The 22,886-nt window shown below is 59.1% G+C and carries 27 protein-coding genes and 1 tRNA gene; all 28 read left to right on the forward strand.

The window, feature by feature from the left end; translation table 11 throughout:
- Nucleotides 1-4: 4 nt before the first annotated feature.
- The 28 genes from OGM61_06710 (at nt 5) to OGM61_06845 (ending at nt 22,879) form a co-directional block, all read left to right on the forward strand.
- A complete protein-coding gene (locus tag OGM61_06710; protein ID UYI83551.1) occupies nt 5-1,198 on the forward strand; it encodes a phage portal protein in 1,194 nt (397 codons plus the stop codon).
- Nucleotides 1,191-1,793 carry an HK97 family phage prohead protease gene (locus OGM61_06715; protein UYI83552.1) on the forward strand — a complete coding sequence of 201 codons (603 nt, stop codon included), beginning with the start codon at nt 1,191-1,193 and terminating at the stop codon, nt 1,791-1,793. The genes OGM61_06710 and OGM61_06715 overlap by 8 nt, the downstream gene beginning before the upstream one ends.
- Nucleotides 1,783-3,195, forward strand: a complete 1,413-nt coding sequence (locus tag OGM61_06720) for a phage major capsid protein (GenBank protein ID UYI83553.1) — start codon at nt 1,783-1,785, stop codon at nt 3,193-3,195. Before OGM61_06715 ends, OGM61_06720 begins: the two co-directional genes overlap by 11 nt.
- On the forward strand, nt 3,195-3,479 hold the full coding sequence (locus OGM61_06725) for a hypothetical protein (protein ID UYI83554.1): 285 nt from the start codon (nt 3,195-3,197) through the stop codon (nt 3,477-3,479). The genes OGM61_06720 and OGM61_06725 overlap by 1 nt, the downstream gene beginning before the upstream one ends.
- Nucleotides 3,480-3,533: 54 nt before the next feature.
- A complete protein-coding gene (locus OGM61_06730) occupies nt 3,534-3,800 on the forward strand; it encodes a hypothetical protein (GenBank protein UYI83555.1) in 267 nt (88 codons plus the stop codon).
- Between the two features lie 4 nt (nt 3,801-3,804).
- Nucleotides 3,805-4,194, forward strand: a complete 390-nt coding sequence (locus tag OGM61_06735) for a hypothetical protein (GenBank protein UYI83556.1) — start codon at nt 3,805-3,807, stop codon at nt 4,192-4,194.
- Nucleotides 4,187-4,507: a hypothetical protein gene (locus OGM61_06740; protein UYI83557.1), complete on the forward strand. Its 321-nt coding sequence runs from the start codon at nt 4,187-4,189 to the stop codon at nt 4,505-4,507. The genes OGM61_06735 and OGM61_06740 overlap by 8 nt, the downstream gene beginning before the upstream one ends.
- 2 nt (nt 4,508-4,509) lie before the next feature.
- Complete coding sequence (locus OGM61_06745) at nt 4,510-5,076, forward strand: hypothetical protein (protein ID UYI83558.1); 567 nt, start codon at nt 4,510-4,512, stop codon at nt 5,074-5,076.
- Nucleotides 5,073-5,372 carry a hypothetical protein gene (locus tag OGM61_06750; protein UYI83559.1) on the forward strand — a complete coding sequence of 100 codons (300 nt, stop codon included), beginning with the start codon at nt 5,073-5,075 and terminating at the stop codon, nt 5,370-5,372. Before OGM61_06745 ends, OGM61_06750 begins: the two co-directional genes overlap by 4 nt.
- Nucleotides 5,373-5,446: 74 nt before the next feature.
- Entirely contained in the window at nt 5,447-5,662 is a 216-nt protein-coding gene (locus tag OGM61_06755; protein ID UYI83560.1) for a hypothetical protein, read from the forward strand.
- The gene (locus OGM61_06760) at nt 5,659-7,782 is read left to right on the forward strand and encodes a hypothetical protein (protein ID UYI83561.1); all 2,124 of its coding nucleotides are present in this window, start codon (nt 5,659-5,661) and stop codon (nt 7,780-7,782) included. The genes OGM61_06755 and OGM61_06760 overlap by 4 nt, the downstream gene beginning before the upstream one ends.
- Nucleotides 7,782-8,783 carry a hypothetical protein gene (locus tag OGM61_06765; GenBank protein UYI83562.1) on the forward strand — a complete coding sequence of 334 codons (1,002 nt, stop codon included), beginning with the start codon at nt 7,782-7,784 and terminating at the stop codon, nt 8,781-8,783. Before OGM61_06760 ends, OGM61_06765 begins: the two co-directional genes overlap by 1 nt.
- Nucleotides 8,783-10,240 (forward strand): phage tail protein, encoded by a 1,458-nt coding sequence (locus tag OGM61_06770; GenBank protein ID UYI83563.1) that lies wholly within the window; start codon nt 8,783-8,785, stop codon nt 10,238-10,240. The genes OGM61_06765 and OGM61_06770 overlap by 1 nt, the downstream gene beginning before the upstream one ends.
- Nucleotides 10,241-10,251: 11 nt before the next feature.
- A complete protein-coding gene (locus OGM61_06775) occupies nt 10,252-11,130 on the forward strand; it encodes a collagen-like protein (protein ID UYI83564.1) in 879 nt (292 codons plus the stop codon).
- A gap of 1 nt (nt 11,131) precedes the next feature.
- The gene (locus OGM61_06780; protein ID UYI83565.1) at nt 11,132-13,168 is read left to right on the forward strand and encodes a tyrosine-protein phosphatase; all 2,037 of its coding nucleotides are present in this window, start codon (nt 11,132-11,134) and stop codon (nt 13,166-13,168) included.
- A gap of 4 nt (nt 13,169-13,172) precedes the next feature.
- A complete protein-coding gene (locus OGM61_06785) occupies nt 13,173-14,015 on the forward strand; it encodes an N-acetylmuramoyl-L-alanine amidase (GenBank protein UYI83566.1) in 843 nt (280 codons plus the stop codon).
- Nucleotides 14,016-14,022: 7 nt separating this feature from the next.
- Entirely contained in the window at nt 14,023-14,337 is a 315-nt protein-coding gene (locus OGM61_06790) for a hypothetical protein (protein ID UYI83567.1), read from the forward strand.
- Nucleotides 14,338-14,350: 13 nt separating this feature from the next.
- Nucleotides 14,351-14,614 (forward strand): phage holin family protein, encoded by a 264-nt coding sequence (locus tag OGM61_06795; protein UYI83568.1) that lies wholly within the window; start codon nt 14,351-14,353, stop codon nt 14,612-14,614.
- A gap of 196 nt (nt 14,615-14,810) precedes the next feature.
- Nucleotides 14,811-15,086 carry a hypothetical protein gene (locus OGM61_06800; protein UYI83569.1) on the forward strand — a complete coding sequence of 92 codons (276 nt, stop codon included), beginning with the start codon at nt 14,811-14,813 and terminating at the stop codon, nt 15,084-15,086.
- A gap of 46 nt (nt 15,087-15,132) precedes the next feature.
- Entirely contained in the window at nt 15,133-15,840 is a 708-nt protein-coding gene (locus OGM61_06805) for a hypothetical protein (protein ID UYI83570.1), read from the forward strand.
- A gap of 14 nt (nt 15,841-15,854) precedes the next feature.
- Nucleotides 15,855-16,496, forward strand: coding sequence for a hypothetical protein (locus OGM61_06810; GenBank protein UYI83571.1), 642 nt, complete (start codon nt 15,855-15,857; stop codon nt 16,494-16,496).
- Between the two features lie 13 nt (nt 16,497-16,509).
- Nucleotides 16,510-17,532 carry a hypothetical protein gene (locus OGM61_06815; protein UYI83572.1) on the forward strand — a complete coding sequence of 341 codons (1,023 nt, stop codon included), beginning with the start codon at nt 16,510-16,512 and terminating at the stop codon, nt 17,530-17,532.
- Between the two features lie 427 nt (nt 17,533-17,959).
- Nucleotides 17,960-18,035: transfer RNA gene (locus tag OGM61_06820), tRNA-Pro, on the forward strand.
- 225 nt (nt 18,036-18,260) lie between these two features.
- Complete coding sequence (locus OGM61_06825) at nt 18,261-18,488, forward strand: toprim domain-containing protein (GenBank protein UYI83573.1); 228 nt, start codon at nt 18,261-18,263, stop codon at nt 18,486-18,488.
- A 291-nt stretch (nt 18,489-18,779) separates the two neighbouring features.
- Nucleotides 18,780-20,441, forward strand: coding sequence for a hypothetical protein (locus OGM61_06830; GenBank protein UYI83574.1), 1,662 nt, complete (start codon nt 18,780-18,782; stop codon nt 20,439-20,441).
- Between the two features lie 35 nt (nt 20,442-20,476).
- Complete coding sequence (locus OGM61_06835; GenBank protein UYI83575.1) at nt 20,477-21,688, forward strand: ATP-binding protein; 1,212 nt, start codon at nt 20,477-20,479, stop codon at nt 21,686-21,688.
- Nucleotides 21,685-22,314: a response regulator transcription factor gene (locus OGM61_06840; GenBank protein UYI83576.1), complete on the forward strand. Its 630-nt coding sequence runs from the start codon at nt 21,685-21,687 to the stop codon at nt 22,312-22,314. The genes OGM61_06835 and OGM61_06840 overlap by 4 nt, the downstream gene beginning before the upstream one ends.
- A gap of 181 nt (nt 22,315-22,495) precedes the next feature.
- Nucleotides 22,496-22,879: a hypothetical protein gene (locus OGM61_06845; protein UYI83577.1), complete on the forward strand. Its 384-nt coding sequence runs from the start codon at nt 22,496-22,498 to the stop codon at nt 22,877-22,879.
- Nucleotides 22,880-22,886 lie beyond the last annotated feature (7 nt).

Below are 22,886 nucleotides of genomic sequence, written 5' to 3' on the forward strand. Positions count from 1 at the left end.
AGATATGAGACTTTTCGCGGGCCGCAAGGCGGCCAAAAAGCGAGGTGTCGGCGGCCTGACCGGGTGGATCGTCGGCAGCGACGGGTCTGCGATGCAGGTGCCCGGCTACACCCGGCTGATCGACTGCCCGGAGGTCGCCGCGGCGGTCGATGCGATCGCCGGCAGCGTCTCCAGCATGACCATCCACCTTATGGAAAACACCAAGGCGGGCGACGTGCGCGTGCGCGATGCGCTGGCGACCAAGGTGGATATCAACCCCTACGGCCCGACCACACGCAAGACGTGGGTCGAGTGGATCGTGCGCACGATGCTGACGACCGGCGATGGCAACGCCTTTGTGCTGCCGGTGACGACCAACGGTTACCTTGACGACCTGATGCCGATGCCGGATGCAACCGCGCAGCCGGTCGGCGACAGCTACGTCGTGCAGTGGCGCGGGCGCAGTTTTGCGCCGGACGAGGTGCTGCACTTTGTGCTCCACCCGGACTTGACCTATCCGTGGCGCGGCACCGGCTACCGGGTGCAGCTGCGCGACGTGGCAGCCGGCCTCAAACAGGCAGCCGCCACAAAAAAGGGCTTTATGTCCGAGAAGTGGAAGCCCTCCATTATCGTCCGCGTGGACGGTATCGCCGAGGAGTTTTCCGGGAAAGAGGGCCGCCGCAAATTTTTGGACGATTATTTGAGCACCGACGAGGCCGGAGAGCCGTGGGTGGTGCAGGCGGACCTGATGGACGTGCAGCAGATCAAGCCCCTGTCGCTGCAGGATCTGGCGATCAACGACGCCGTGACCCTGGACAAGCGCACGGTAGCCAGCGTGATGCATGTCCCGGCGTTTTTGCTGGGCGTCGGGGACTATGACCAGGACGCCTACAACAACTACGTCAGGTCGACGGTGATGGAGATCGCAACGGCCATCCAGCAGGAGCTGACCAAAAAGCTGCTGCTCTCGCCGTCCCGGTATTTCCGCCTCAACCCGCGCAGCCTGTATGCCTATAGCATGGCCGACCTGTCGTCGGTCGCGTGCGACCTGTATGTGCGCGGCCTCATGACCGGAAACGAAGTACGCGACTGGCTGGGCATGACGCCCAAAAAGGACCTCGACCAGCTCGTCATGCTTGAAAACTACATCCCCGCCGGCATGATCGGCGACCAAAAAAAGCTGATCCAGGATCAGCAGAAGGAGGGCGACAATGCCTAATAACAACAGCCGGCAGGGCCGGCAGCTGCGGAGCACGCCGCAGCAGTTTCGCACCCGCGACGACGGGGACGACCTCATCATCGAGGGGTATTTTGCCGTGTTTGACAGTCCCTATGTCCTGTGGGACGGGGCGACCGAGATCGTCAAGCCGGGGGCGTTTGCCGGATGTCTGTCCGGCGACATCCGCGCGCTGATCGACCATGACACACGGCTTGTGCTCGGCCGAACCAAGGCCGGCACGCTGACGCTGCGCGAGGATGCGCGCGGCCTGTATGGCACAATCAAAATCAACCGAGACGATGCCGACGCCATGAGCCTCTATGCGCGCGTCCAGCGCGGTGACGTCGACCAGTGCTCGTTTGGTTTTGACATTGAGGAGGAGACCTTTGTCGACCTCGGCGGCGGACAGTGCCGCTGGGAGATCACCAAGGTAAATCCGCTGTATGAGGTCTCTGTCGTGACCTATCCGGCCTACGAGGAGACCGCCGTCAAAGCCCGCCATGCGGATCTCGCCGAGATCCAGCGCCGGCAGGCCGAGGCGTGGAAAACCAAGATGAAAACCAGACTGACAGGAGGAGACAACAATGGCACTTAAAGTACTGCTGCTGCGCAATAAGCTGTCTGCCGTCAACGCGACGCTTGCACAGCTGCGTGAGCAGGCTGCGGCGCTGGAGACCCGCGAGAGCGAGCTGGCCGCAGACATCGAGGCGGCCAAGACTGATGACGAGCGCGCCGCCTGCGAGACGGCGATTGGCGAGTTTGAGGCGGACCGCGACAAGGTGACGGAAGACATCGAGGCCGCCGAGGCGGATGCCGCGAGCCTGACCGAGCAGATCGAGGCCGCCGAGGCCAACGCCGCCGAGGCCCGCAGCGCAGCCCACACCAACACCACACATCACACTGAGAGAGGAGCACACAAAACTATGCCTACCAACACCGCGGGCGGCGATGCCCGCAGCCGCTTTTACGGCATGACCTACGCCCAGCGCGACGCATTTTTTGCCCGCGAGGACGTCACCGCATTTTTGACCCGCACCCGTGAGATGCTTGGCCAGCAGCGCGCCGTGTCCGGCGCAGCCCTCGGCATCCCCGAGGTGATGCTGGACATCGTCCGCGACAACATCAACCGCTACAGCAAGCTGATCGGCTACACCCGCCTGCGCCAGGTGCGCGGCAAGGCGCGCCAGAACATCGTCGGCACTGTGCCGGAGGCCGTGTGGACGGAGATGGTGGGCGCGCTCAACGAGATGACCATCACCATCAACCAGATCGAGACCGACGGCTACAAGGTCGGCGGCTACGTCTTCGTCTCCAACTGCTACCTGGATGACGACGACAACATCGGCCTGGCGACCGAGATCCTTGACCAGCTTGGCCAGGCGATCGGCTACGCGCTGGACAAGGCCATTCTTTTTGGCACTGGCACTAAGATGCCGGTCGGCATCGCAACCAGACTGGCAGCCGCCGAGCAGCCCGCATGGTGGGGCACCAACCAGGGCGCTTTTACGGCGCTTGCGACGACCAACGTCATCAAGGCCAACTCCGCCGCCAAAAACGGCGAGGAATTTTACGCGGATCTGATCACCGCGCTCGGCGCTGCCGACCCCAAGTACTCCAACGGCACGCCTGTGTGGGTGTGCAATCACAAGACGCACATCGCGCTGCAGAGCAAGGCGCTTGCCTTTGACAGCGCTGCCGCGCTGACTGCCGGCGTGACGTCCGAGATGCCGATCATCGGCGGCCAGATCGTGGAGCTGGACTTTGTGCCGGACAACGAGATCATCGGCGGCTACATGGATCTGTATCTGCTGGCCGAGCGCGAGGGCACGACGCTGGAGCAGTCGCGCGAGGTAAAATTTATCGAGGACCAGACTGCGTTTAAGGCGACCGCCCGCTACGATGGCAAGCCGGTGCGCGGCGAGGCTTTTGTGGTAGTGCGCTACGACAACGTCGCGCCGGTGACCTCGGCGACTTTTGCCGCTGACTCCGCCAACTGATGGCCGGCGGTACGGCCGAGACGGTGCTTGCGCTGCTCAAGGCTGATCTCGGCGTGACGCACACCAAGCGCGACGAGTACTTTGCGGCGCTGATCGCCGCCGCCGGCAAGATGCTGCGCACCGAGGGCGTCGTCCTGGACATGGACGACCCCGGCGACCAGCTGCTGCTGGAGATGTACGCCGCGCACCTGCACGAGCGCAGGCAGCAGCCGACACTGGCAATGCCGCGCTACCTGCGGGCCAAAATCAACAATCGGCTCTGCCAACAGCAGATGCAGGGCTAAGGTACAACACGCCGGTGTGTCCAATTTGGACACACCGGCAAAGGAGGGAGACGTGTGTACGATGATGTAATCAATCTGATCGCCATTGACGAGCGCGGCAACGACGTCGGCAAGCACGAGGTGTTTTGCCGGCGCGAAAGCATCACGCGCGCCGAGCACTACCAGGCGGCCGCCGTCGGCCTGCACCCGTCGGTGCAGTTTCGGCTGGCGGACTGGCGCGACTATGACGGTCAGCGCTTTGTCGAGTATGGCGGTCGGCGCTATATCGTCGAGCGCACCTACGAGACACGGAACGGCGGGCTTGAGATTGTGGTGAGGTGACGGCATGCGCGACGAGACTGTAACCATCTCCACCCTGGACAAGGCCATCGCCGGCGCGCTGGAGGAGTACAACGCCGACGTGCAGAGTAAGCTCCGCGCGCTGGTGGACAACGCCATGCTCAAGCTGGTCAAGCTGACCAAGGCGACGGCTCCACGCGACACCGGCGAGTATGTCAAGCACATCGCCTCAAAGACGACATCCGACACCCCAACAAACTACGCCAAAACGTGGTATGTACGCGGGGAGCGCGCCTACCTCACGCACCTGCTTAACTTTGGCCATGCCAAGGTCAACGGCGGGCGCGTCGAGGGGACGCACTTTTTGGATTTTGCCAAAAAACAGGTCGTCGAGGAGTACCTCGACGCCGTAAAGGAGGCGCTGAGCGGTGGCTGATATCATCCCCACGGTGCTCGACGGCATCCAGCACATCGAGACGTGCTGGGCTATGCCGCCGTCGCTGCCGTATGCCGTCTATCACGACCGGACGACCCGCCGCGGCGCCGACCTGTACAACGGCATCAGCGAGCACAACATCACGATCGAGCTCTACGCGCAAAAGCCGGCCGAGGATCTCGAGGCCCTGATCGAGCAGCGGCTCGACGCGCTCGGCCTTGAGTACGTGCGGGAGGAGCGCATGTGGATCGACACGGAGCACTTTTTTGAGACGGTGTACGATTTTGCGTACACCGAGAAAGGATTTGCATAATTATGGCACTTAAAAAACGCAAAGATATCACGCTTGGTTCCGGCAAGCTTTACGTGCAGGAGTACACCGGCACGACCGTGCCGGAGACCGAGGCGATCTGCACGGACGACAACATCCTGGGCCACATCTCCGGCGGCGCGACGCTGTCGTACAAGCCCACCTTTTATAATGCCAAGGACGATCTTGGACTTGTGTCCAAGACGGTGCTCACCGCCGAGGAGGTGACGCTTAAGTCCGGCGTGATGACGTGGGACGGCAACACGCTGGCCAAGCTCAGCGCGACGGCCCGCGTGACGGAGACCGACGCTGCAACCGGGAAACCCGCGAAGCGATCCGTTAAGATCGGCGGCGTCGACAACGCCGACGGCAAAAAGTACGTGCTGTGCTTTAAGCACGCTGACAAGGACGGCAAGCGCGAGCTTTACGTGCGCATCGTCGGCAAAAACCAATCCGGCTTTGAGATCGCCTTTGCCAAGGACAAGGAGACCGTGATCGACGCTGAGTTTGCTGCCGACCCGATGGACGCGGAGGGCACGCTGATCTACTACGACGAGGTGTACACGGCATGACAAATCGATTTACACTTGGCCAGCACAAGGCAATCTTTACGCTGGAGCTGCCGGACGGCGGCGAGCTGCTGCTGACCGTGCCGCCGCTGAGCGTTTTTAAGCGGATGGCGGCTATGCAGGACAGCACGGGCGTGGACGAGATGATCGACATCGTCTGCGACATCCTTAACTGCAACCGCACGGGCGCGACGTTTACGCCCAAGGAGGTCGCCGGGCTTTTTGCCTTTGACGATCTCGTCGGATTTTTTGCCGCATACTCCGACTTTGTCGCGGGGGCGACCAAGGCAAAAAACTGACCATCCCGTACTATCCCGATGACGGAGATGGTACGGGATGCCACTACACGATCGAGACGGTCGGTGAGCATCTGGTGGCACAGTATGCCAACATGACTCTGCCGGACGTCTGCGATCTGCTGCTGGACGACTATCTGCTGCTGCTGCGCGACGCCTTTATCGCGCGCAAGCTGCAGTCGGCGGACGGCCGCGAGTATCTGGATAACGCCTGGAGGCTGGAGCAAACCGAGCCGGATGTGGACGGGCTGCGCAGCACCTTCGGGCGGCGGCAGGAGGAGGTGGACGCTTGAGCGGCAAAGGTACGACACTTAAGGGCATCACCGTCGAGATCGGCGGCGATACCACAAAGCTTGGCGACGCGATCCTTAAGGCGCGCAAGTCGGCGAGCGATCTGAGCGGCGAGCTACGCGGCGTCGAGTCGCTGCTTAAGCTTGATCCCACCAACACTGTCCTGCTTGCGCAAAAGCAGGATATCCTCGCCGAGTCGATCGCCGGCGCTAAGGACAAGCTTAAGATGCTGATCGCGGCGCAGGAGTCGATGTCCAATCAGCTGGCCGATGGCAAGATCAGCCCGGAGCAGTACCGCGACTTTGAGAGAGAGATCGAGTCGACGCGCCAGCAGCTCACGCGGCTGGAGGCAGCTGCCTCCGGCACGGACGACGCCGTCGCCGATGTCGGTGGCGCAGCCAAGGAGGCCGGCGAAAAGGCCGAAAAAGCCTCCGGCGGATGGACCGTCTTAAAGGGAGCGCTGGCCGACCTGGCAGCGTCGGCAATCAAGACCGCCGCGAGCGCGATCAGCGACACGGCGCAGGAAATGATTACCGGCGCGGCGGAGTATGGCGATACAATCGACAAAATGTCACAAAAGATGGGCATGTCGTCCGACGCTTATCAAGAGTGGGATTTTGTCCTGCAGCACTGCGGCGCGTCGATTGAGTCGCTAAAACCAGCAATGAAAACGCTGGCCACAGCTGCCGAAAACGGATCGGACGCCTTTACGCAGCTCGGCATATCGCAGGAGCAGCTCGCTGGCATGTCACAAGAGCAGCTTTTTGACGCCACGATTGCAGGTCTGCAAAATGTGACCGACGAGACGCAGCGGACATACCTTGCCGGGAAACTCCTTGGCAGGGGCGCGACGGAGCTCGGCCCGCTGCTTAACACAAGTGCGGACGACGTCGCCGATATGCGCGCGCAGGTGCACGACCTCGGCGGCGTGATGGGCTCGGACGCGGTCAAGGCGGCCGCAGCCTATCAGGACAGCCTACAAAACATGCAGTATGCCTTTAGCGGATTAAAAAACAACATCTCTGGCGAGCTGCTTCCGACGCTGACGCTGATCATGGACGGCGTCACAAAAATGCTGACTGGCGGCGGCGACGAGGTCGCGGCAGCGGTCGGAGACCTTGTCGTGTCCCTGTCTGGGCAGCTCACGGCGCAAGCGCCGCGCATGATGTCCGTCGCGCTGACCTTTATCGCGGCACTGGTGACCGGCCTGCTGTCCGCGCTGCCTGACCTGATGGGCGCGGCCGTGGATTTGGTGGGCGCGCTGCTGCTCGGCATCGCGGATCAGCTGCCGGGCGTCATCACTGCGGCGATGTCCGCGCTGCTAGGCATCGTGGACACGATCACGTCCCCGGAGTCGATCACGCTGCTGATCCAGGCTGCGATGCAGCTGATGCTGGCACTCGCCCGCGGGCTTATCGCGGCGATCCCGCAGATGATCGATGCTGTCCCTGGCATCATCACAAATCTCGTAGAGTCTTTTTACGCGATGCTGCCGGAGATCATCGGCGTAGGCATCGAGATCGTCATCGCGCTGGCGTCCGGGCTTGTGTCCAACGCCGGGCACATCCTCGCGGCTGTGCCGCGTCTGGTGGAGACGATCGTCCGCGGCTTTTTGGCCGCCGTAAAGTCCTACTGGGACATCGGCAAGTCCATCGTCGACGGCATACGGCAAGGCATCACGGAGCAGTGGGAGCGACTTAAGTCGGACGTGTCCCATCTTTTTACGGGCTTGGTCGACTGGATCAAAAAGCTGCTCGGCATCCACAGCCCATCGCGCGTCTTTGCGGATATCGGCCAAAACATGGCGGCCGGCATCGGCGATGGCTGGGCGTCCACGATCGGCGACATCAATCGCCAGATCGGCGAGTCGTTGCAGCCGCAGTACGTCGTCGGCGTGGATATGCAGGGACTGTATGCGCAGTCGGCTACGCTGCAAGCGGCCGCTGCTCCGGGCGCCGGCGGCGACGTCGCCGCCGTGCTCGAGCGCATGGACCGCCTCGAGCGCGCGATCACAGGGATGCAGATCTACATGGACGGAGACGCGCTTGTCGGATCTGTCGCCACGCGCATGGACTATGCGCTCGGCGGCATCTACGCGAGCAAGGACAGGAGGACGATATAATGGCACTTACGTGTAAAATCGGCGGTGTACAGTACACCGCGCTGGATCTGATGAGTGTGCAGATTGGCCTGCCGGACATCAAGACGCAGAGCGAGAGCGTCCCAGGCGCGGACGGCGAGATCGATCTTACCGACGCGCTGACGGGCGGCCCGGTCTTTGGCAACCGGCAGATCAAGCTCCGCTTTGGCTTTGCACCGACCGGGGATTTTGAGTTTTACAGCTTCGCCGCCGCCGTACATGGGCGGCGGCTGAAGCTGGAGCTGAGCAACAAATCCGGCTATTACATCGGCCGGTGCACCGTCGGCGCGCCGGACACATCACTGGACAAAACGACCTTTGATGTCACGATTGACGCTGATCCGTATCTGCTGGAGTCGACGGAGACCACCATCACCATCCCCGTACTGGCAGCGTCAAGCAACCTGATGGTCGGCAAGACGCTGACCGTCGGTGGATCGTCATCGTCATACGCGCATGTGTCCGGCAGCGGCGCGGACACGGAGCTGACCGTGTGGGCCGGTGACGACCCGACGGTCGAAAACTGGGTGCGTGTGCAGCTGCCGTGGCCTACGGCCGGGTCCTGCATCGTGACGGCAGAGGCGACGCAGGGCTGGTACGAGATCACGGACGCTGACGGCAACGTCTACAACGGCGGCTCGCGCTGGTGCGGAGATGTGCCTGCCAATGGCCTGTATGTCACCATGCACGCGCGCGGCGGGCCGGTAGACCAAAATGGCTATTTGCGCCGCGTCCAGATTTACAAGGCTACGCCGACGTCGCTGGCCTTTTTGGCCAGCGAGCGCCTGCTGTACCCGGCAGTCGGCGGCGTCACTACCGACACGACGATCATGCGCTGCTCTCGGCCGTCCGCGCCGGTCGAGCTGCGCGCGGGCGAGACCGTCAGCCCGTACCTGCACATCCGGCGCGAGCAGGACTATGCTTTTGCGGTCGCTGCCACTGCCGGGAAAATCACCATGACGGGCCGCAGGGGGTGGATGTGATGTATGCAGGCTATGTCGACGGCCGGCTGCTTTTTGCGGCCGGCATGCCGGGCTACGAGATCGTGGACGGCACGATCAGTGAGGCCGTCGGCTCCGCCAGCTCGGCGACGATCAAGCTGCCGCCGAGCAACATCATGCGCGACGTGCCCATCAAGCGCGCGTCCGTAATCTCCATCCGCAAAGACGGCGCGGAGGTCTTCCGCGGCTCTGTCGTCGACACGACTACGGACCTGCGCGGCATGCGCACTTATAGCATCGACAGTGCCATGATGTGGCTTGCGGATATCTGCAAGCCGCCGCATACAATCAATGCAATGGCGGTGTCGACATACCTCGGCGCGCTGGTGACGCAGTACAATGCCGGCTGCCTGGCCGGCAAGCAGGTCAAGCTCGGCGAGGTCGGCGCGTCGCTGCCATCGATCACGCTGGCTGCGAGCGAGTACAAGTCCATGCTGGACCTGGCCAAAGAGGCAGCATCGATCTCAGGCGGCGAGCTGCGCATCCGCTATGCGGACGGCTCCGTCTATCTCGACTGCCTGGCGTCGTATGACCACCGCTGCGCGCAGACGGTCGAGCTGCGCAAAAATCTCCTGGGCCTGACAGACGAGATCGACGGCGCGGACCTTATCACGCGCGTCTATCCCGTCGGCAAGGACGGGCTGACCATCGAGGACGTCAACGGCGGGCAGGTGTATCTTGTCAACGCCGCGGCAGAGGGCATCTATGGGCGCATCGACGGCACGCTGCGAGCCGATACAGACGATGCGTCCGCGCTCAAAGCGACGGCTGCGTCGTATCTGGCACAGCACAGCGGCCTGTCGCGCGGCATCCAGGTCACGGCGGCGGACCTGTCGGCACAGGACATCATGATCGAGTCCTTTGCGATCGGTGACAGCGTCCGCGTGGTGTCTCCTCCGCATGGCATCGACACCATCATGCAGGTGTCCAAACTGGACACAAGTCTGGTCGGCAGCAAGTCCAGCATGACGATCGGCTGGGGCAAAAAGTCTCTTACCGGCAGCGTCTCCTCCAGCGGCATCCGGTCGACCAGCACGTCGTCCGGCGGCAGCTCCAGTGCGGACACCATCATCGACCAGGGCACGACCGGCAAGTGGACGTGGCGCAAATGGGCATCCGGCATTGCCGAGATGTGGGCTCTATTTGACATAGGCGAGCTGGCAATGACATCCCAGACATGGGGCGCACTGTATACCGCATCGTGGATGGGCCTCGCGGCAAATAAGGCAGCGCGTGCGTATCCGTTTGCGTTTGTTGCAAACCCGGTCGTGTCGGCGACGCCAACGGTCGGGAGTGGCAACATCTGGCTTGCGACGAACACAGAAAACGACATAGGTACGCGGCTGACGCACGCCCCGGCATATCAGTGTGTGAGAGCATCCGATGCAGTTGTTAATGCCCCGCAGGTCAGCTATTACGTCGTGGGCAGATACAAATAAGGGGGAATAATATGGAAATCACAATCGCAGATGGCCGGGGCGCGCTGTGGCAGTGGGACACCGGGCGGCGCTTGCGCGTGGGCAGCGGCGTGGAGCAGGTGCACTACCAAAATCGCGTGCTTGGCGGCACGCTTGACGTGGACGTCGGTGCAGACGGCACGGCCATCATCCCGGACGAGTTGCTGCAGGACTGGCACACGCTGACGGTATACGCATACGTCACCGACGACACCGGCGCGTACACGATGGTGCAGCAGGATTTTGCGGTGCACAAGCGCGGCAAGCCGGCCGACTACGTGTACACGCCGACGGAGCAAAAAACGCTGTCGGATATCCAGCGCCAGATCGGTGATCTTGACGGTCTGACGACGGAGGCAAAGGACACGCTGGTGGCGGCAATCAACGAGGCGGCACGGACAGGCGGCAGCTTGCGCGTGGCGGACGGCTACATCCAGTACAGCCGCGACGGCGGCATGACGTGGGAAAACCTTATCGCCGTGGCAGATCTCAAGGGCGCGGATGGCGCGCCGGGCAAGGATGGCCCTGCTGGCGCACCCGGCAAGGATGGTGCAGACGGCAAACCTGGGGCTGCTGGTGCGCATGGTGCTAAAGGCGCGGACGGCATCACGCCGCACATCGGCGACAATGGTAATTGGTACGTTGGCAACACTGATACAGGTAAGCCATCGCGCGGAGCAACCGGCGCTAAGGGTGATGCAGGTGCAACCGGCCCTGCTGGCGCACCCGGCAAGGATGGCGAAAAGGGCGACCCCGGCACGCCGGGCAAGACCCCTATCAGAGGCGCGGATTACTGGACTGCGGCAGACAAGCAGGAGATCGTAAACGACGTGCTCGCGGCGCTCCCGGACGGCACGGAGGTGAGATACTGAGATGAAAAAGCTCTACGAAGAAGCTGCCGTGCAGGACATCGCTGCCGCCATCCGCGAAAAGACCGGCGGCGCGGAGACGTACAAGATCGCGCAGATGGGCGATGCGGTGAGGGGCATCAAGGGCGGGGCAAAGCCTGTCACATACTCGCAGGTTAACGCCGTTGTCGCAGCATACCTCGCTGACGTGACATATGATCCCGACGATTACAGCACGTCACAGATCGAGCAGTATGCCGGACAGACGACCGGCTATCGCAAAGACCAGCCCGCAGGCGTTGCAGTGCCGGTCGAGGATGGCACGCTGACGGCTTCGGACGCGATCGGCGGTGTGCTGCGCAAGGATGTGCGATCCGGCACGGAGACGCTCTATAACCTCGCTCCGTCTGCACAGGGTGCGGACTATGTGGTGCAGCGCAGCGGCATCGTGAGCGTAAGCGGGCACTTGACGCCGACCGGTGCGCTGCGAATGATCAGAGTCGGCACGACGCTCGCGGCAGGCAGCCCGTTTAATATCCGAGATTTGGGCGGATGGGCTTGTGACGGCGGCACGATCCGGTACGGGCTGCTGTTTCGCGGCGGAGAACTCAACGGGAAAAACTACGGCGTCAAGCTGACGGACGCAGACAAAGACGTGCTCTGCACACAGCTTGACATACGCGCAGAAATCGACCTACGCTCTGCGTCCGAGATCTCCGGCGTGTCCGGCTCGGCGCTGGGGTCTGCGGCGACGTGGGAGCACTATGCCGTGACGCCGTATGCATCCGGCGTGGATGCAGACGGTCTCGGCGCAGAGTATGCGCCGGTGCTGCGCAGCATCATCCGGCACGTCTGCGCAAACGAGCCGTGCTACATCCACTGTATGCTTGGCGCGGATCGGACGGGAACGGTGTGCGCCATCATTGAGGCGCTGCTCGGCGTGGCGCAGCCGGACATCGACAAGGACTACGAGCTGACGAGCTTCAAGGGCGAGATGCGCCGACGGAGCGATGCGGCATATGCCGGGCTTGTGCGATATATGCAGACGATGGCGGGCACAACACTGCGCGATAAGGTAGTCAACTGGGCGGCGCGCATCGGCATCACCGCCGCCGAGATCAACGCCTTTCGCGCGGCTATGATCGACGGGACGCCGGAGACAGTGACGCCGGATATAGCGACCTTCGCCGTCACCAACACGCTCTCCGGTGCGGCGACCGACAACACCGCGGCCGAGGCGACACAGTATCAGCCATACGAGGCAACGATCATCGCGCAGGACGGAAAAACTATCAGCGCCGTAACCATCAAAATGGGTGGCGTTGATATCACGTCGGAAGTCTGGCAGGGCGACGAAACCGATCTGTATCGCAAAGTCAAGCTCAACTTGAGCAACTGCTCTACCGATAATACGCTGCTGCTGGTGATCGATGGCCAGTCCTATGGCGCGAACATCGCCCCTGACGCAGGGTACACACTCGATGGAGCAACAGTCACGATCACAATGGGAGGGGTAGATGTGTCAAATTATTACTCTGGCGGGAAAATTGCGATCCCAAGAGTTACCGGGAATATCGAAATAACGATCAGCACAGTGGAGAGCGGCGGGACAACGCCTAACATTCTGGTGGACGCCTTCAAGGTCGGCGGTGTTTCCAAACCGGCCGTTGGATTCGCTAACGGGAAGAGACTCTCGACCTCTACGGGAGTAGAAAAGGACAACACCGGGTCGTTTGTTACCGGCTTTATCCCAATTAAGGCAGGATCTGTAGTCCGGCTCAAGCCGTTGACAGCTCCTTCCACAGCAGGCGTTGGCGCAACGGCAGTTGTTTTCTATAACTCTGAAAAAGTATACCAGACTGCGAGCTACATAGTTGTCAAGTCGTCCGCCGCCAATTTTGCGAACTGCACATACGAGCAAGAATCCGCAGACGTATACAAGGTATCGTGCAACAGCGATATACCGACGATTTATGCCTATGTAAGATTCACGCTGCCGATTGCTGATGGCGCGAATGCCTATGTGACCTATGATGCAGAGATGCCAGAGGGGGGCAACTGACAGCATGGAATTTGTTTCTTGCGATCCGTCAAATTACCGCGCCGGGCGCACGCAGCCGGTGCGGTACATTGTGATGCACTACACGGCAAACAACGGTGACACTGCGCGCAACAACTGCGATTACTACCACCGCGTGGGCGGCCTGCAGGCCAGCGCGCACTATTTTTGCGACGAGCACGGCGCGATGCAGTCCGTGCGCGAGTGCGACACGGCGTGGCACTGCGGCGCGCGGGCGTACTGGCACCCCGAGTGCCGCAACGGCAACAGCATCGGCATCGAGATGTGCAGCCGCAAGCGCGCCGACGGCAGCTACTACATCAAGCCGGAGACCGTGGCCAACGCCGCGGCGCTGGCGCGGGAGATTATGCAGCGCTATGGCATCGACACGGAGCACGTTGTGCGGCACTACGACGTGACGGGCAAGCGCTGCCCCATGCCGTGGGTGGATGACCCGGCGCAGTGGGCGGCATTTAAGGCAATGCTGACAACCAACACAGACGAGGAGGACGAGGATATGACACGGTATAACACGATCGACGAGGTGCCCGATTGGGCGCAGGACACGGTGCGCGACCTGATGGCGGCGGGGGCGCTGCGTGGCGACGAGCGCGGCAACCTGAATCTGTCGCTGGATATGATCCGGGGGCTGATGATCGGCACGAGGTACGCAGAGGCAAGCAATCCGCGCTATGCTACGGTGGATGACGTGCCCGACTGGGCGCGCGAGGATGTGCAGCGGATGGTAGACACCGGCGCGCTCGCGGGCGAGGGCGGCGGAAAGATCAACCTGTCGCGGGATATGCTGCGGACGCTGGTCGTGTGCCAGCGGATGATGGATGGAAAGTGAGGCAGCCGTGAGTACATATCAGTGGCTCTGCCTGCTGGGCGTGCCGACCATCCTGATCTCGGCACTGCTGGGGATGATAAAGCATCTGGCCAATCAGATCAAGCACGATCGGGCAGACACGGCGGCGACCAAACTGGGCGTACAAGCTCTGCTGCGCGCGCAGATGATCGCGGACTACAACAAGTGGCACGACCGGGGCTATGCACCGATTTATGCGCGCCAGAATTTTGAGAATTGTTGGAAGCAGTATCACGCGCTGGGGGCAAACGGTGTGATGGATGATATCCACCACAAATTTTTGCAGCTTCCGGCGGAAAAATGAAAGGAGTATACATATGGAACTTGGCATTGCATCTGTGGCGGCGATCACCGCCATCGCGTATCTGCTGGGCATGGCCGTCAAGGCCACCAGCGTGGCTGACAAATGGATCCCCATCATCTGCGGCGCGGCCGGGCTGGTGCTCGGCGTGGTTGCCTGGGCGATGGGCGTGCCGGACTATCCGGCGCATGACTGGCTCAACGCTGCCGCCGTCGGCATCGTGTCCGGCTGGGCGGCGACGGGTCTTAACCAGAGCGTCAAGCAGCTGACGGACAAGTGACATTGACACACCGGCATCCCCGATGGCTTCGGCTATCGGGGATTTTTTGTATCCTGCACAACTTCCGCACCAATTTTTATGCATCTTTTTACGTCGTTTGAGCGTAAAAGCACTTGACATTTACGCTCATTGAGCGTATACTTAAATCATCAAAAGGAAAACACGACAGGCCAGCAGGCCGGAAAGGACGAAAACTATGACACGCAACGAGGCAAAAGCACTGCAGGCAAAGCACAACATGGAGATCCTCCGTGATCCCATCACAAGCGAGGCACGCGCACTGTATCTCGAGACCGAGCAGCCGATCTCGGAGCTCGATGATCTCGCGGACATCTCTCGCCGCTCCAACGGCTGCGCGCCGTGCTACATGGAGGCCAACTACGAGGTGTATAACGCCACCGGCTCCGGCGTCACGTACAAGCTGCGCTGCCCGACCACATGGTTTGACCTCTGGGGCTGGGTCGACGAGTAATCTCGTAAGGATACACATTCGGACTCGAGAAAGGAGATAAATCATCATGGCAAAAGCGACCGCAACCTGCACCTGCGCCACCTGCGGCGCAACGTTTACGCGCACCAAAATCTGCCGCAATCGCCGCGAGGCGGATGGTTGGGAGGCATGGGCAGCCGCAAACTTTGATGAGTGCGATGCTTGCTACACTGCGCGCAAGGCATCCGAGCGCGAGGCTGCCGCCGCAGCGGAGGCTGAGCTGCCCCTGACGCTGCATATGACCGGCTATCCGTACAAAGACAACACGCCGGTCGTCCTGTTTTTCGGCGGCGACACCATGCCGCGCAAGGACGACATTAAGGCGCTCGGGTACCGCTGGTTATTTGCGGATGACTACATTACCTATGGCTACAGCGTCCAGCGCGGAGAGCAAAAATGGATCAAGGTCGTCCCGCAGGAGGACGCCTACGACGAGATCGAGCGCGCGAGGGCGTTCGGCGCCGTGATCGACGATAGCATTGTAGACACGGAGTATCTTGCCAAACAAGCCGCCGCCAAGCGCGAGCGCGTCGCGGCCGCTGAGGCATCCGGCATCACGGAGCCGGTCCGGCCGGACTGCTACCCGGCTGGCCGGTGGAACGGCAAGGTCTACGGTACGGCGGCTTATGGCTACCGCATCTACGTTGACAATGCGGAGGTCCGCATCAGCAACGATGACGCCGACGCGCTCAAAAACTATGCCAAGGCTCTGGCAGCCTGGCGTGAGGCTACTTAAGGAGGCAAAACGCAATGGAAAGCAAAGGTATCACCGCAAACGAGTATGAGGTGTATGTGGCCGATAGCCCGTGGCCGGACACAATCAGCGGCACCACACTCACAGACGCGATCAACGGAAACCTCCATCGCCTCGTCTCGAGCGCCGGTATCCGTGGGTCATACATCTCCATCGTCGGCTACCGTGCCGAGTACAAGCCAGGCATTCTCGGCGGGAAGGGCGGTGTCGATGTTGCAATCACGCTGCGCCGCGACCCTAAGACTGGATACTCTGCGGCATATGTTGCGCATGCCTGGATCTATGCCAGCGCAGACGATCTGGATGAGCACTACGATCTCACGGATAAGCAGTTTTCGGCAGCGCTGCAGGAGGCCACTGCCTACGATGATCCGGATGCGTTCGTGTCCGATGTTGCGACGTCAGACATCTTTGGTGTCAGCGAGGACGAGCTTCCGGCCTTGGCCGCAGAACTGCGGCCCATCTGGCGCTACGCGCACCTGTCCGTCAACGAGATCGTGCAGCACACCGGCCTGTCGCAGACAGATTTTGCGGCGCGGTTTGCGATCCCGCTGCGCACGCTGCAGGGGTGGATCTCCGGGAGCCGCGAGTGCCAGCCGTATGTGCGGCTGCTGCTTGCAAAGCAATGCGGGCTGTGACGGAGGTGTTAGCATGAGAGATCGCGAGACCCCACTGCCGCTGCTGCGCAAGTGGCTGCGCGACTGCCCGGATGCCTATCGCCAGCTTGACAGCTGCGCGACCGCCAACGGCGAGGACGGCTTTGCGTGGCCGGACTACTGCCCGCTGCCGATCAACGCCGCCTACACCTACCTTACCTACGCCCACGGCCGGAGCGGCCTGGATGCCGCAGCCACGTCGGCGGAGCTTACGGCCTGCTGGGCGTGGCGGCGCAGCCGCATCATCTATGCCATCGATGACGACATGGCCGAGATGCTTTTTGCCCAGGCGGAGGACATGGAGGACACCGACGTCCTGCCGGTCGACCTGCTGCTGCACCTGCCGTACCCCTGCATCTATGTCAAGGCTCACCACCCGGAGCTGCCCGGCGTCGACGGCTTTTTTGCATGGATTGACTACGACGTAAACCACGGCTCGACGGAGCTGCGCGTGCAGTGGCTGTACGATGATATGCAGGGCACCGTACCGCAGGTGCTGCATCTGGATCCGTCCGGCACGATCGGCGACTGTGTGCGGGCCACGCTGGATCGCACACAGGAAAATGTCGGCGTCGACATCAGCACCGTCTCGGACTTTGCGCCCCTCGGCCGCATCATCCTTGGCGTGATCCAGATCATCCTGTACATCATCTCCGACGGCGCGGACATCGCCGCTGCACCGGATCACAAGCACACGCAAAAGATCCCGCGCAAGCCCGACGACGTCGGCAAGGCCAGCACCGTCGATCTGCAGTATGTAGGCGTGCGCATGGGCGCGGCCATCCGCGGCGCAAGAGCGCGCGCTGAGGCAGACGAGGATGCCGATGCCGGCAGCACGCCCGGCGGCAAAAAGCGGCCGCACGCCCGCCGCGGTCATTGGCATCACTACTGGGCAGGCCCGCAGGATGATCGCCGTCTGATCCTTAAGTGGACAGCTCCCACCTACATCCACGCGGATGATATGCCGCCGGACGGCGAGACCGTCATCTACCCCGTGCGCAAGCCGCCCAAGCAGTGACGCGGGGATAATTGCGGGGATAAATTTTCGCACAGACTGCGCAAGCGCTTGCGTGCCAGTGCTTTCCGGCTTGGCACGATTTGCTTGACGTGCGGAGGGTCACAGGTTCGAGTCCTGTATCGTCCACCATAAAAATGCCGCGACAAACGTCGCGGCATTTTTATATTTTCGCAGCATTGAAAGAAAGAAAAAAGGAGACTGGCAGCAGTGCACAGTCTCCAAGGATGTAGTCAGCAAAGTTTGCAAGACAGGGCTGACCGCAGTGGTTTTATTATAGTGGGATTCCGGAATGCTGTCAAGATGAAAATAACAGAAAGAAACATTTCTTCCGAAAACAAGAATCGACAAATTTCGCATATTTCTCTGTAAAAATGAGAATTGATACTTGACAACCGTGTGCGTTATCATTATAATGAAAAAGCTGCATCGGGGTGTAGCGCAGATGGTAGCGCGCATGGTTCGGGACCATGAGGCCGCGAGTTCAAGTCTCGCCACTCCGACCATAATGTGGAGGCAAAAAAGATGTCTCCTGCGAAAAGCCCGAATATATCGGGCTTTTTTGCTACCCAAACGGCGATTTTTCTCTGTACCAAAACACAGATGTAAAATCGCCGTTTTCCCTTTGTGGATAGACTTGAATTCCCGAAAAGTAAATATCAGATACACAGGCAGATAGAAAGCAAAAATCTATCTGCCTTTTTTATTACCCTAAAAAGGAGAAATCAGATATGCGGTCCTTTATTTCTCTGCACAAGGAAAATTGGCGCAGTCACAGCTACGCTGCCGCCCGCTGTGTCGGGGATCAGGTGCTGTTTCAAATGCTGAAAGCGAATTCCAATATCGACACCGTCTATCTCTGCATGGACAACGATGTCGCAGGTCAGGCGGCGAACAAAAGGATATCCGACAAACTCTTTAGCAAAACGAATAGTGCGGAGTTTGCGACGACGAAGTGACAGGTGCCACCTGTCATGACGGAAGGAGAAAGTGAACTTACCCAACTGAAAAATAACTACAGCAGAAAGGAAAGACAAATAACTCTATCAAGGCAGAGTATAAGATGGAATCAGTTCGACTTGTGCAGGTCAAAGACCGCCCTTTTTCTCTGTTGTGGGTAAAAAGTGTGGCTTTTGTGCAAAGCCTTATAAGAGGCAGTTGAGAAACAGACGGATTTATGCTATAGATTAATTTGAAAAGGTATACCCAAGGAAAAACAAAAACGAATGAAGGCGAAATGGGGTCTGTTTATGACCGAACAGAAAAAGAATACTATCATAACAAGCGGCATCGCTGTACTTGCCGTGATACTGGCATATTGCTTCCGAATTGTAGGCAGGGGCAGCTTCTACCCGATGCTGTTTTCCTATCTGCGCAGCTTTATCTATATTGGCCTATTCGCTGCCTGGGGGCTCTCCGTCCGTCAGCGGATCGTGCAAAAGCAGGTGTGCAGGTTTATGACGGTCACCGCAGTACTGCTCATCATATGGATGGTAGTCCGTTCGGCAAAGTATTTTATATTCTGGCAGCCGGATGCCGTCCGTTACCTGTGGTATCTGTTCTATCTGCCCATGCTGTTTGTGCCTATGCTGGCACTGCTGATTGCCATGTCATTGGGAAAGCCGGACGAATACAAATTTCCCAAGGGAATGTCGGTTCTGTGGATCATCTCCGGCGTATTGCTTCTGCTCGTGCTTACAAATGACTTGCACCAATTCGTATTTACCTTTCCGAAGGACGCCGCCGTGTGGACAGACAAAAACAACGGTTACTCGATAGGCTACTTCATGATTGCAGGCTGGCAGGTGCTGTGCGCCTTTGCCGCACTCGTAATTATGTTTTTCAAATGCCGTGTGCAAAAAGGAAGGCTCCACTTTCTTCCCATTGTTCCTATGCTGCTGGCGATTGTTTACAGCGCACTTTACTATGCGGGTGCGGATTGGCTGCTCCACTTGTTCGGCGATATTGCCGCGTTCCAAAGTGTGATGTATATTCTGACCTTTGAGTTTTGCATCGCCTGCGGATATATACATTCAAACAGCCGTTATGTGGACTTGTTTGCCTCCTCTGTCGGCACATCGGCAGAGATTACTGACAAGGACTTTACCGTTCGGTATGCAGCTGTAAACACTGCGCCTATCTCAAAGGAAACGATGAAAAAAGCCGAGCAAAGCCCGGTCACGATGGGCGGCTTGACCGTTCACACCATGCCTGTTGACGGCGGCTATGCCGTATGGACAGAGGATGTGTCGGCTTTGCGTGACATCAAGGAGAACTCTGAGCTTCTTGCAGACGAGCTTGCCGACAGGAACGAAATACTCCGTTATGAATACAAGCGCGAAGCTAAGCGCCGCAAGGTGGAGGAGCAAAACCGCCTGTATGACCTCCTGCGTTCCGCTACGCAGACGCAGATCGACCGCATTGCGGAGCTCACTAAGGAATACCGCCGAATCTCAAGCACCGATCCCGACAGCGCCAAAACGCTCCTTGCCGAGATTGCCGTGCTGTGCAGCTATATTAAACGCCGCAAGCATCTGACGCTCCTTACCGACCGAGATATTAAAATAGCGGCAACGGAACTCCACCGTGCCTTCAATGAATCGCTCCAAACGCTAAAGCTGTTGGGCGTCCGCAGCTCGCTCTATGTGGACGAGTCTCTTTCCATGCTCTCCGGCAAAACGGCGACTGCTGTATTTGATTTTTACGAATCGGTTATTGAAGCCGATATTTTGAATTTAACAGGCATACAGGTAAGCCTCATAAAGGCAAACGGCTTGCGCTTGTCACTAAATGTGTGCTGCAAGGCCGACCTTTCCGCTTTGGCAAGCGGAGACAGTATCCGCTGTGAAAAAGAGGATGACGAGGAATACCAGCGCCTTGTATTTGAAGCGAAAGAAGGTGACAGGAAATGAGTGCATTTTCTTCCCTTTCTGAATTTTGGCAGACTATGCTGCCGTTTATCATGCTTGTGGAGATCGTCCTTGAAATCGGGCTGTTTATGTATCAGCTTCTTCGCAGCAATAAGCCGGTGCGCAGCCTGCTGAGTCTGGCGGTTATGGCGGTGATGATCCCACTGCTGTTCTCCGTTTCCCGGGCAGATCCCGATAATATCGGGGACGCATTTCTGCTGGGCGCACCGTGGCTGATATTTGCCGCTGCCATTTTCCTTGCGGCAGTTCACTTTGCCATTGCTCTGCCGCGGGAATACCGCCGTAAAAAGAACGAGCTCTCGCCGTTCTCCATTAAGGAAGCAACGGATAAGCTGCCTATGGGCATCTGCTTTGCTGACCCGAACGGCAGGATCATCCTGTGCAACAACCGTATGCGCAGGCTGTCCTTTGCCCTTTGCGGCCACGAGCTGCAAATCAAAAGCGATATGGAAAATGCCCTGAGCGTGCCGGACAGATCCGTAACCGTCAAGGATGATTGCTACATCCTGCCCGACAAGACCGTCTGGCAGTTTCGCACACAAACTATCACCGTGGAGAGCGATGACCGCTGGCAACAGATAACGGCGCACAATGTAACCGAGCTGTATAACGGCTACCAAAAGCAAGAGGAAATAAATAAAGAACTGGCAGAAGTCAATCGAAAGCTCAGGAAGATGTACGCTCGCATGGAGGACGATGTCAAGGAGAAGGAAAGCCTTGACCTAAAGGTCTATATTCACGATACCATCGGGCGGAGCCTCCTGACCATTCGTGACATCATCGGCAGCGGCGAGGACACCGAGAGAAAGCTCGAAGCCCTGCAAAACGCCGTCGGTATGCTGGCAAGCAACCGCGTCACCTCCGTCGGCACGATGCAGGAGGTGCAGCAGACCGCAAAGCAGCTCGGCGTAGCCGTTGAGGTCGAGGGCTATCTTCCGCGCGATACCGCCGCCGAGGAACTGACCGTTGCCGCCGCCAAGGAGTGCGTGACCAACTGCATCAAGCACGCAGACGGGAATGAGGTATATATCCGCATTGCCGAGCGCAATCATTGCCACGACATTACCATAACCAATAACGGCAGAGTGCCCACGGGGCCGATCAGAGAGGGCAGTGGACTTTCCGCGCTTCGTCACAGCATTGAAAGCCACGGCGGCGAGATGCATATTTCCCATGAGCCGCGCTTTGCGCTTCTCATCACGATTCCCGAAAAGGAGAATGAGCTATGATAAGCACCATACTTGTAGAGGACGATCTGTACATCCAAAAGCACTTTGTCGATCGTCTTGCGGCAGACGGCGAGTTTCATCTTGTCGGCGTTTTCCGTGACGCCTTTGAAGCGGAAAAGCACTGCGACGCCACCGTAAAGCTCGTCCTTATGGATGTGCAGACGCAGCACAAGCACTCCGGTCTTGCCGCCGCGGAGCGCATCAAAAAGGCTTTTCCGCAAATCAAGATAGTAGCCGCGACCTCGCTTGTCGATCCGCAGGTGCTGCAAAGAGCGAAAGCGGGCGCAGCCGACAGCCTGTGGTATAAAGACCACGGTACAGAGGAATTGATGAGCGTGGTAAAGCGCACCCTGGCAGGCGAAAAGCTCTTTCCCGATTCCTCACCCGCCATCGAGATGGAGGGCACAATGTCCGATAAATTTTCGCCGCGGCAATTGGACATACTGCGCCTTTATATAAAGGGCTTCACCTATCAGGAGATAGCCGATAAATTGGGCATCTCCAAAAACGGCGTTCGCTGGAATTTGGACGATATGGTGGGAAAAGGCGGGTTTGAAAACCGAGAGGCGCTCGTTGCGACCGCAATTGAAAATAAGCTCATGGTAACGACTTTGAAGGACGAATAAATGCAAAGTACCCCTTGACCGAGCAGGTCAAGGGGTACTTTGCGCAAAAAAGGCAGAATTATTTTGAAAAAACATTTTTTTCGCTCCGTTACTGGCACTTGTGCCAGTGACAAGCCTTAAAAAATCCGTAGAATAAAATGTGTATAAATATCGTTGTGTATAGACAAGGCGGTGGTGAAGGATGAAAAAGATCGTGCTGGATATTCAGAGCGATATCCATGCGCAAACCATGGAGCGAATGCTGATGCAGAAGCTGGACGATTGTCAGGTCGTGATCTCCGAATCGCCTGACACGACCGCCGAGTGGTGCAAAACACATCGACCGGACGTGCTCTTAATGGAGGTCAAGGCGTATTCACCATGGATGTTCAAAGAACGAATGGCAATCTGTGACAAGGTAAAACGAAACACGGAAAACTGCCGTGTCATTCTCTTTGTGGATGATGATACAGACGGAGAGTTGATCGAGCAGGTGCGGCAGGCAAAGCGCGAGGGTCTGATAGACGCTTTTCTCTTCGGTTCGGTATCCGAAAACTACTTTGCTTCGGTCATCGACAGTGTTTAAATCAGGC

The sequence above is a fragment of the Clostridiales bacterium genome (assembly GCA_025757645.1).
Taxonomy (GTDB): domain Bacteria; phylum Bacillota; class Clostridia; order Oscillospirales; family Oscillospiraceae; genus CAG-103.

Bases quoted from the DNA above. Each gene is read 5' to 3' on its own strand.
- OGM61_06750 (UYI83559.1), top strand. From the start codon at position 5,073: ATGACAAATCGATTTACACTTGGCCAGCACAAGGCAATCTTTACGCTG.
- OGM61_06770 (UYI83563.1), top strand. From the start codon at position 8,783: ATGTATGCAGGCTATGTCGACGGCCGGCTGCTTTTTGCGGCCGGCATG.
- OGM61_06765 (UYI83562.1), top strand. From the start codon at position 7,782: ATGGCACTTACGTGTAAAATCGGCGGTGTACAGTACACCGCGCTGGAT.
- OGM61_06810 (UYI83571.1), top strand. From the start codon at position 15,855: ATGGAAAGCAAAGGTATCACCGCAAACGAGTATGAGGTGTATGTGGCC.
- OGM61_06715 (UYI83552.1), top strand. From the start codon at position 1,191: ATGCCTAATAACAACAGCCGGCAGGGCCGGCAGCTGCGGAGCACGCCG.
- OGM61_06800 (UYI83569.1), top strand. From the start codon at position 14,811: ATGACACGCAACGAGGCAAAAGCACTGCAGGCAAAGCACAACATGGAG.
- OGM61_06710 (UYI83551.1), top strand. From the start codon at position 5: ATGAGACTTTTCGCGGGCCGCAAGGCGGCCAAAAAGCGAGGTGTCGGC.
- OGM61_06805 (UYI83570.1), top strand. From the start codon at position 15,133: ATGGCAAAAGCGACCGCAACCTGCACCTGCGCCACCTGCGGCGCAACG.
- OGM61_06720 (UYI83553.1), top strand. From the start codon at position 1,783: ATGGCACTTAAAGTACTGCTGCTGCGCAATAAGCTGTCTGCCGTCAAC.
- OGM61_06815 (UYI83572.1), top strand. From the start codon at position 16,510: ATGAGAGATCGCGAGACCCCACTGCCGCTGCTGCGCAAGTGGCTGCGC.
- OGM61_06780 (UYI83565.1), top strand. From the start codon at position 11,132: ATGAAAAAGCTCTACGAAGAAGCTGCCGTGCAGGACATCGCTGCCGCC.
- OGM61_06725 (UYI83554.1), top strand. From the start codon at position 3,195: ATGGCCGGCGGTACGGCCGAGACGGTGCTTGCGCTGCTCAAGGCTGAT.
- OGM61_06795 (UYI83568.1), top strand. From the start codon at position 14,351: ATGGAACTTGGCATTGCATCTGTGGCGGCGATCACCGCCATCGCGTAT.
- OGM61_06835 (UYI83575.1), top strand. From the start codon at position 20,477: ATGCTGCCGTTTATCATGCTTGTGGAGATCGTCCTTGAAATCGGGCTG.
- OGM61_06735 (UYI83556.1), top strand. From the start codon at position 3,805: ATGCGCGACGAGACTGTAACCATCTCCACCCTGGACAAGGCCATCGCC.
- OGM61_06825 (UYI83573.1), top strand. From the start codon at position 18,261: ATGCGGTCCTTTATTTCTCTGCACAAGGAAAATTGGCGCAGTCACAGC.
- OGM61_06775 (UYI83564.1), top strand. From the start codon at position 10,252: ATGGAAATCACAATCGCAGATGGCCGGGGCGCGCTGTGGCAGTGGGAC.
- OGM61_06745 (UYI83558.1), top strand. From the start codon at position 4,510: ATGGCACTTAAAAAACGCAAAGATATCACGCTTGGTTCCGGCAAGCTT.
- OGM61_06845 (UYI83577.1), top strand. From the start codon at position 22,496: ATGAAAAAGATCGTGCTGGATATTCAGAGCGATATCCATGCGCAAACC.
- OGM61_06785 (UYI83566.1), top strand. From the start codon at position 13,173: ATGGAATTTGTTTCTTGCGATCCGTCAAATTACCGCGCCGGGCGCACG.
- OGM61_06830 (UYI83574.1), top strand. From the start codon at position 18,780: ATGACCGAACAGAAAAAGAATACTATCATAACAAGCGGCATCGCTGTA.
- OGM61_06840 (UYI83576.1), top strand. From the start codon at position 21,685: ATGATAAGCACCATACTTGTAGAGGACGATCTGTACATCCAAAAGCAC.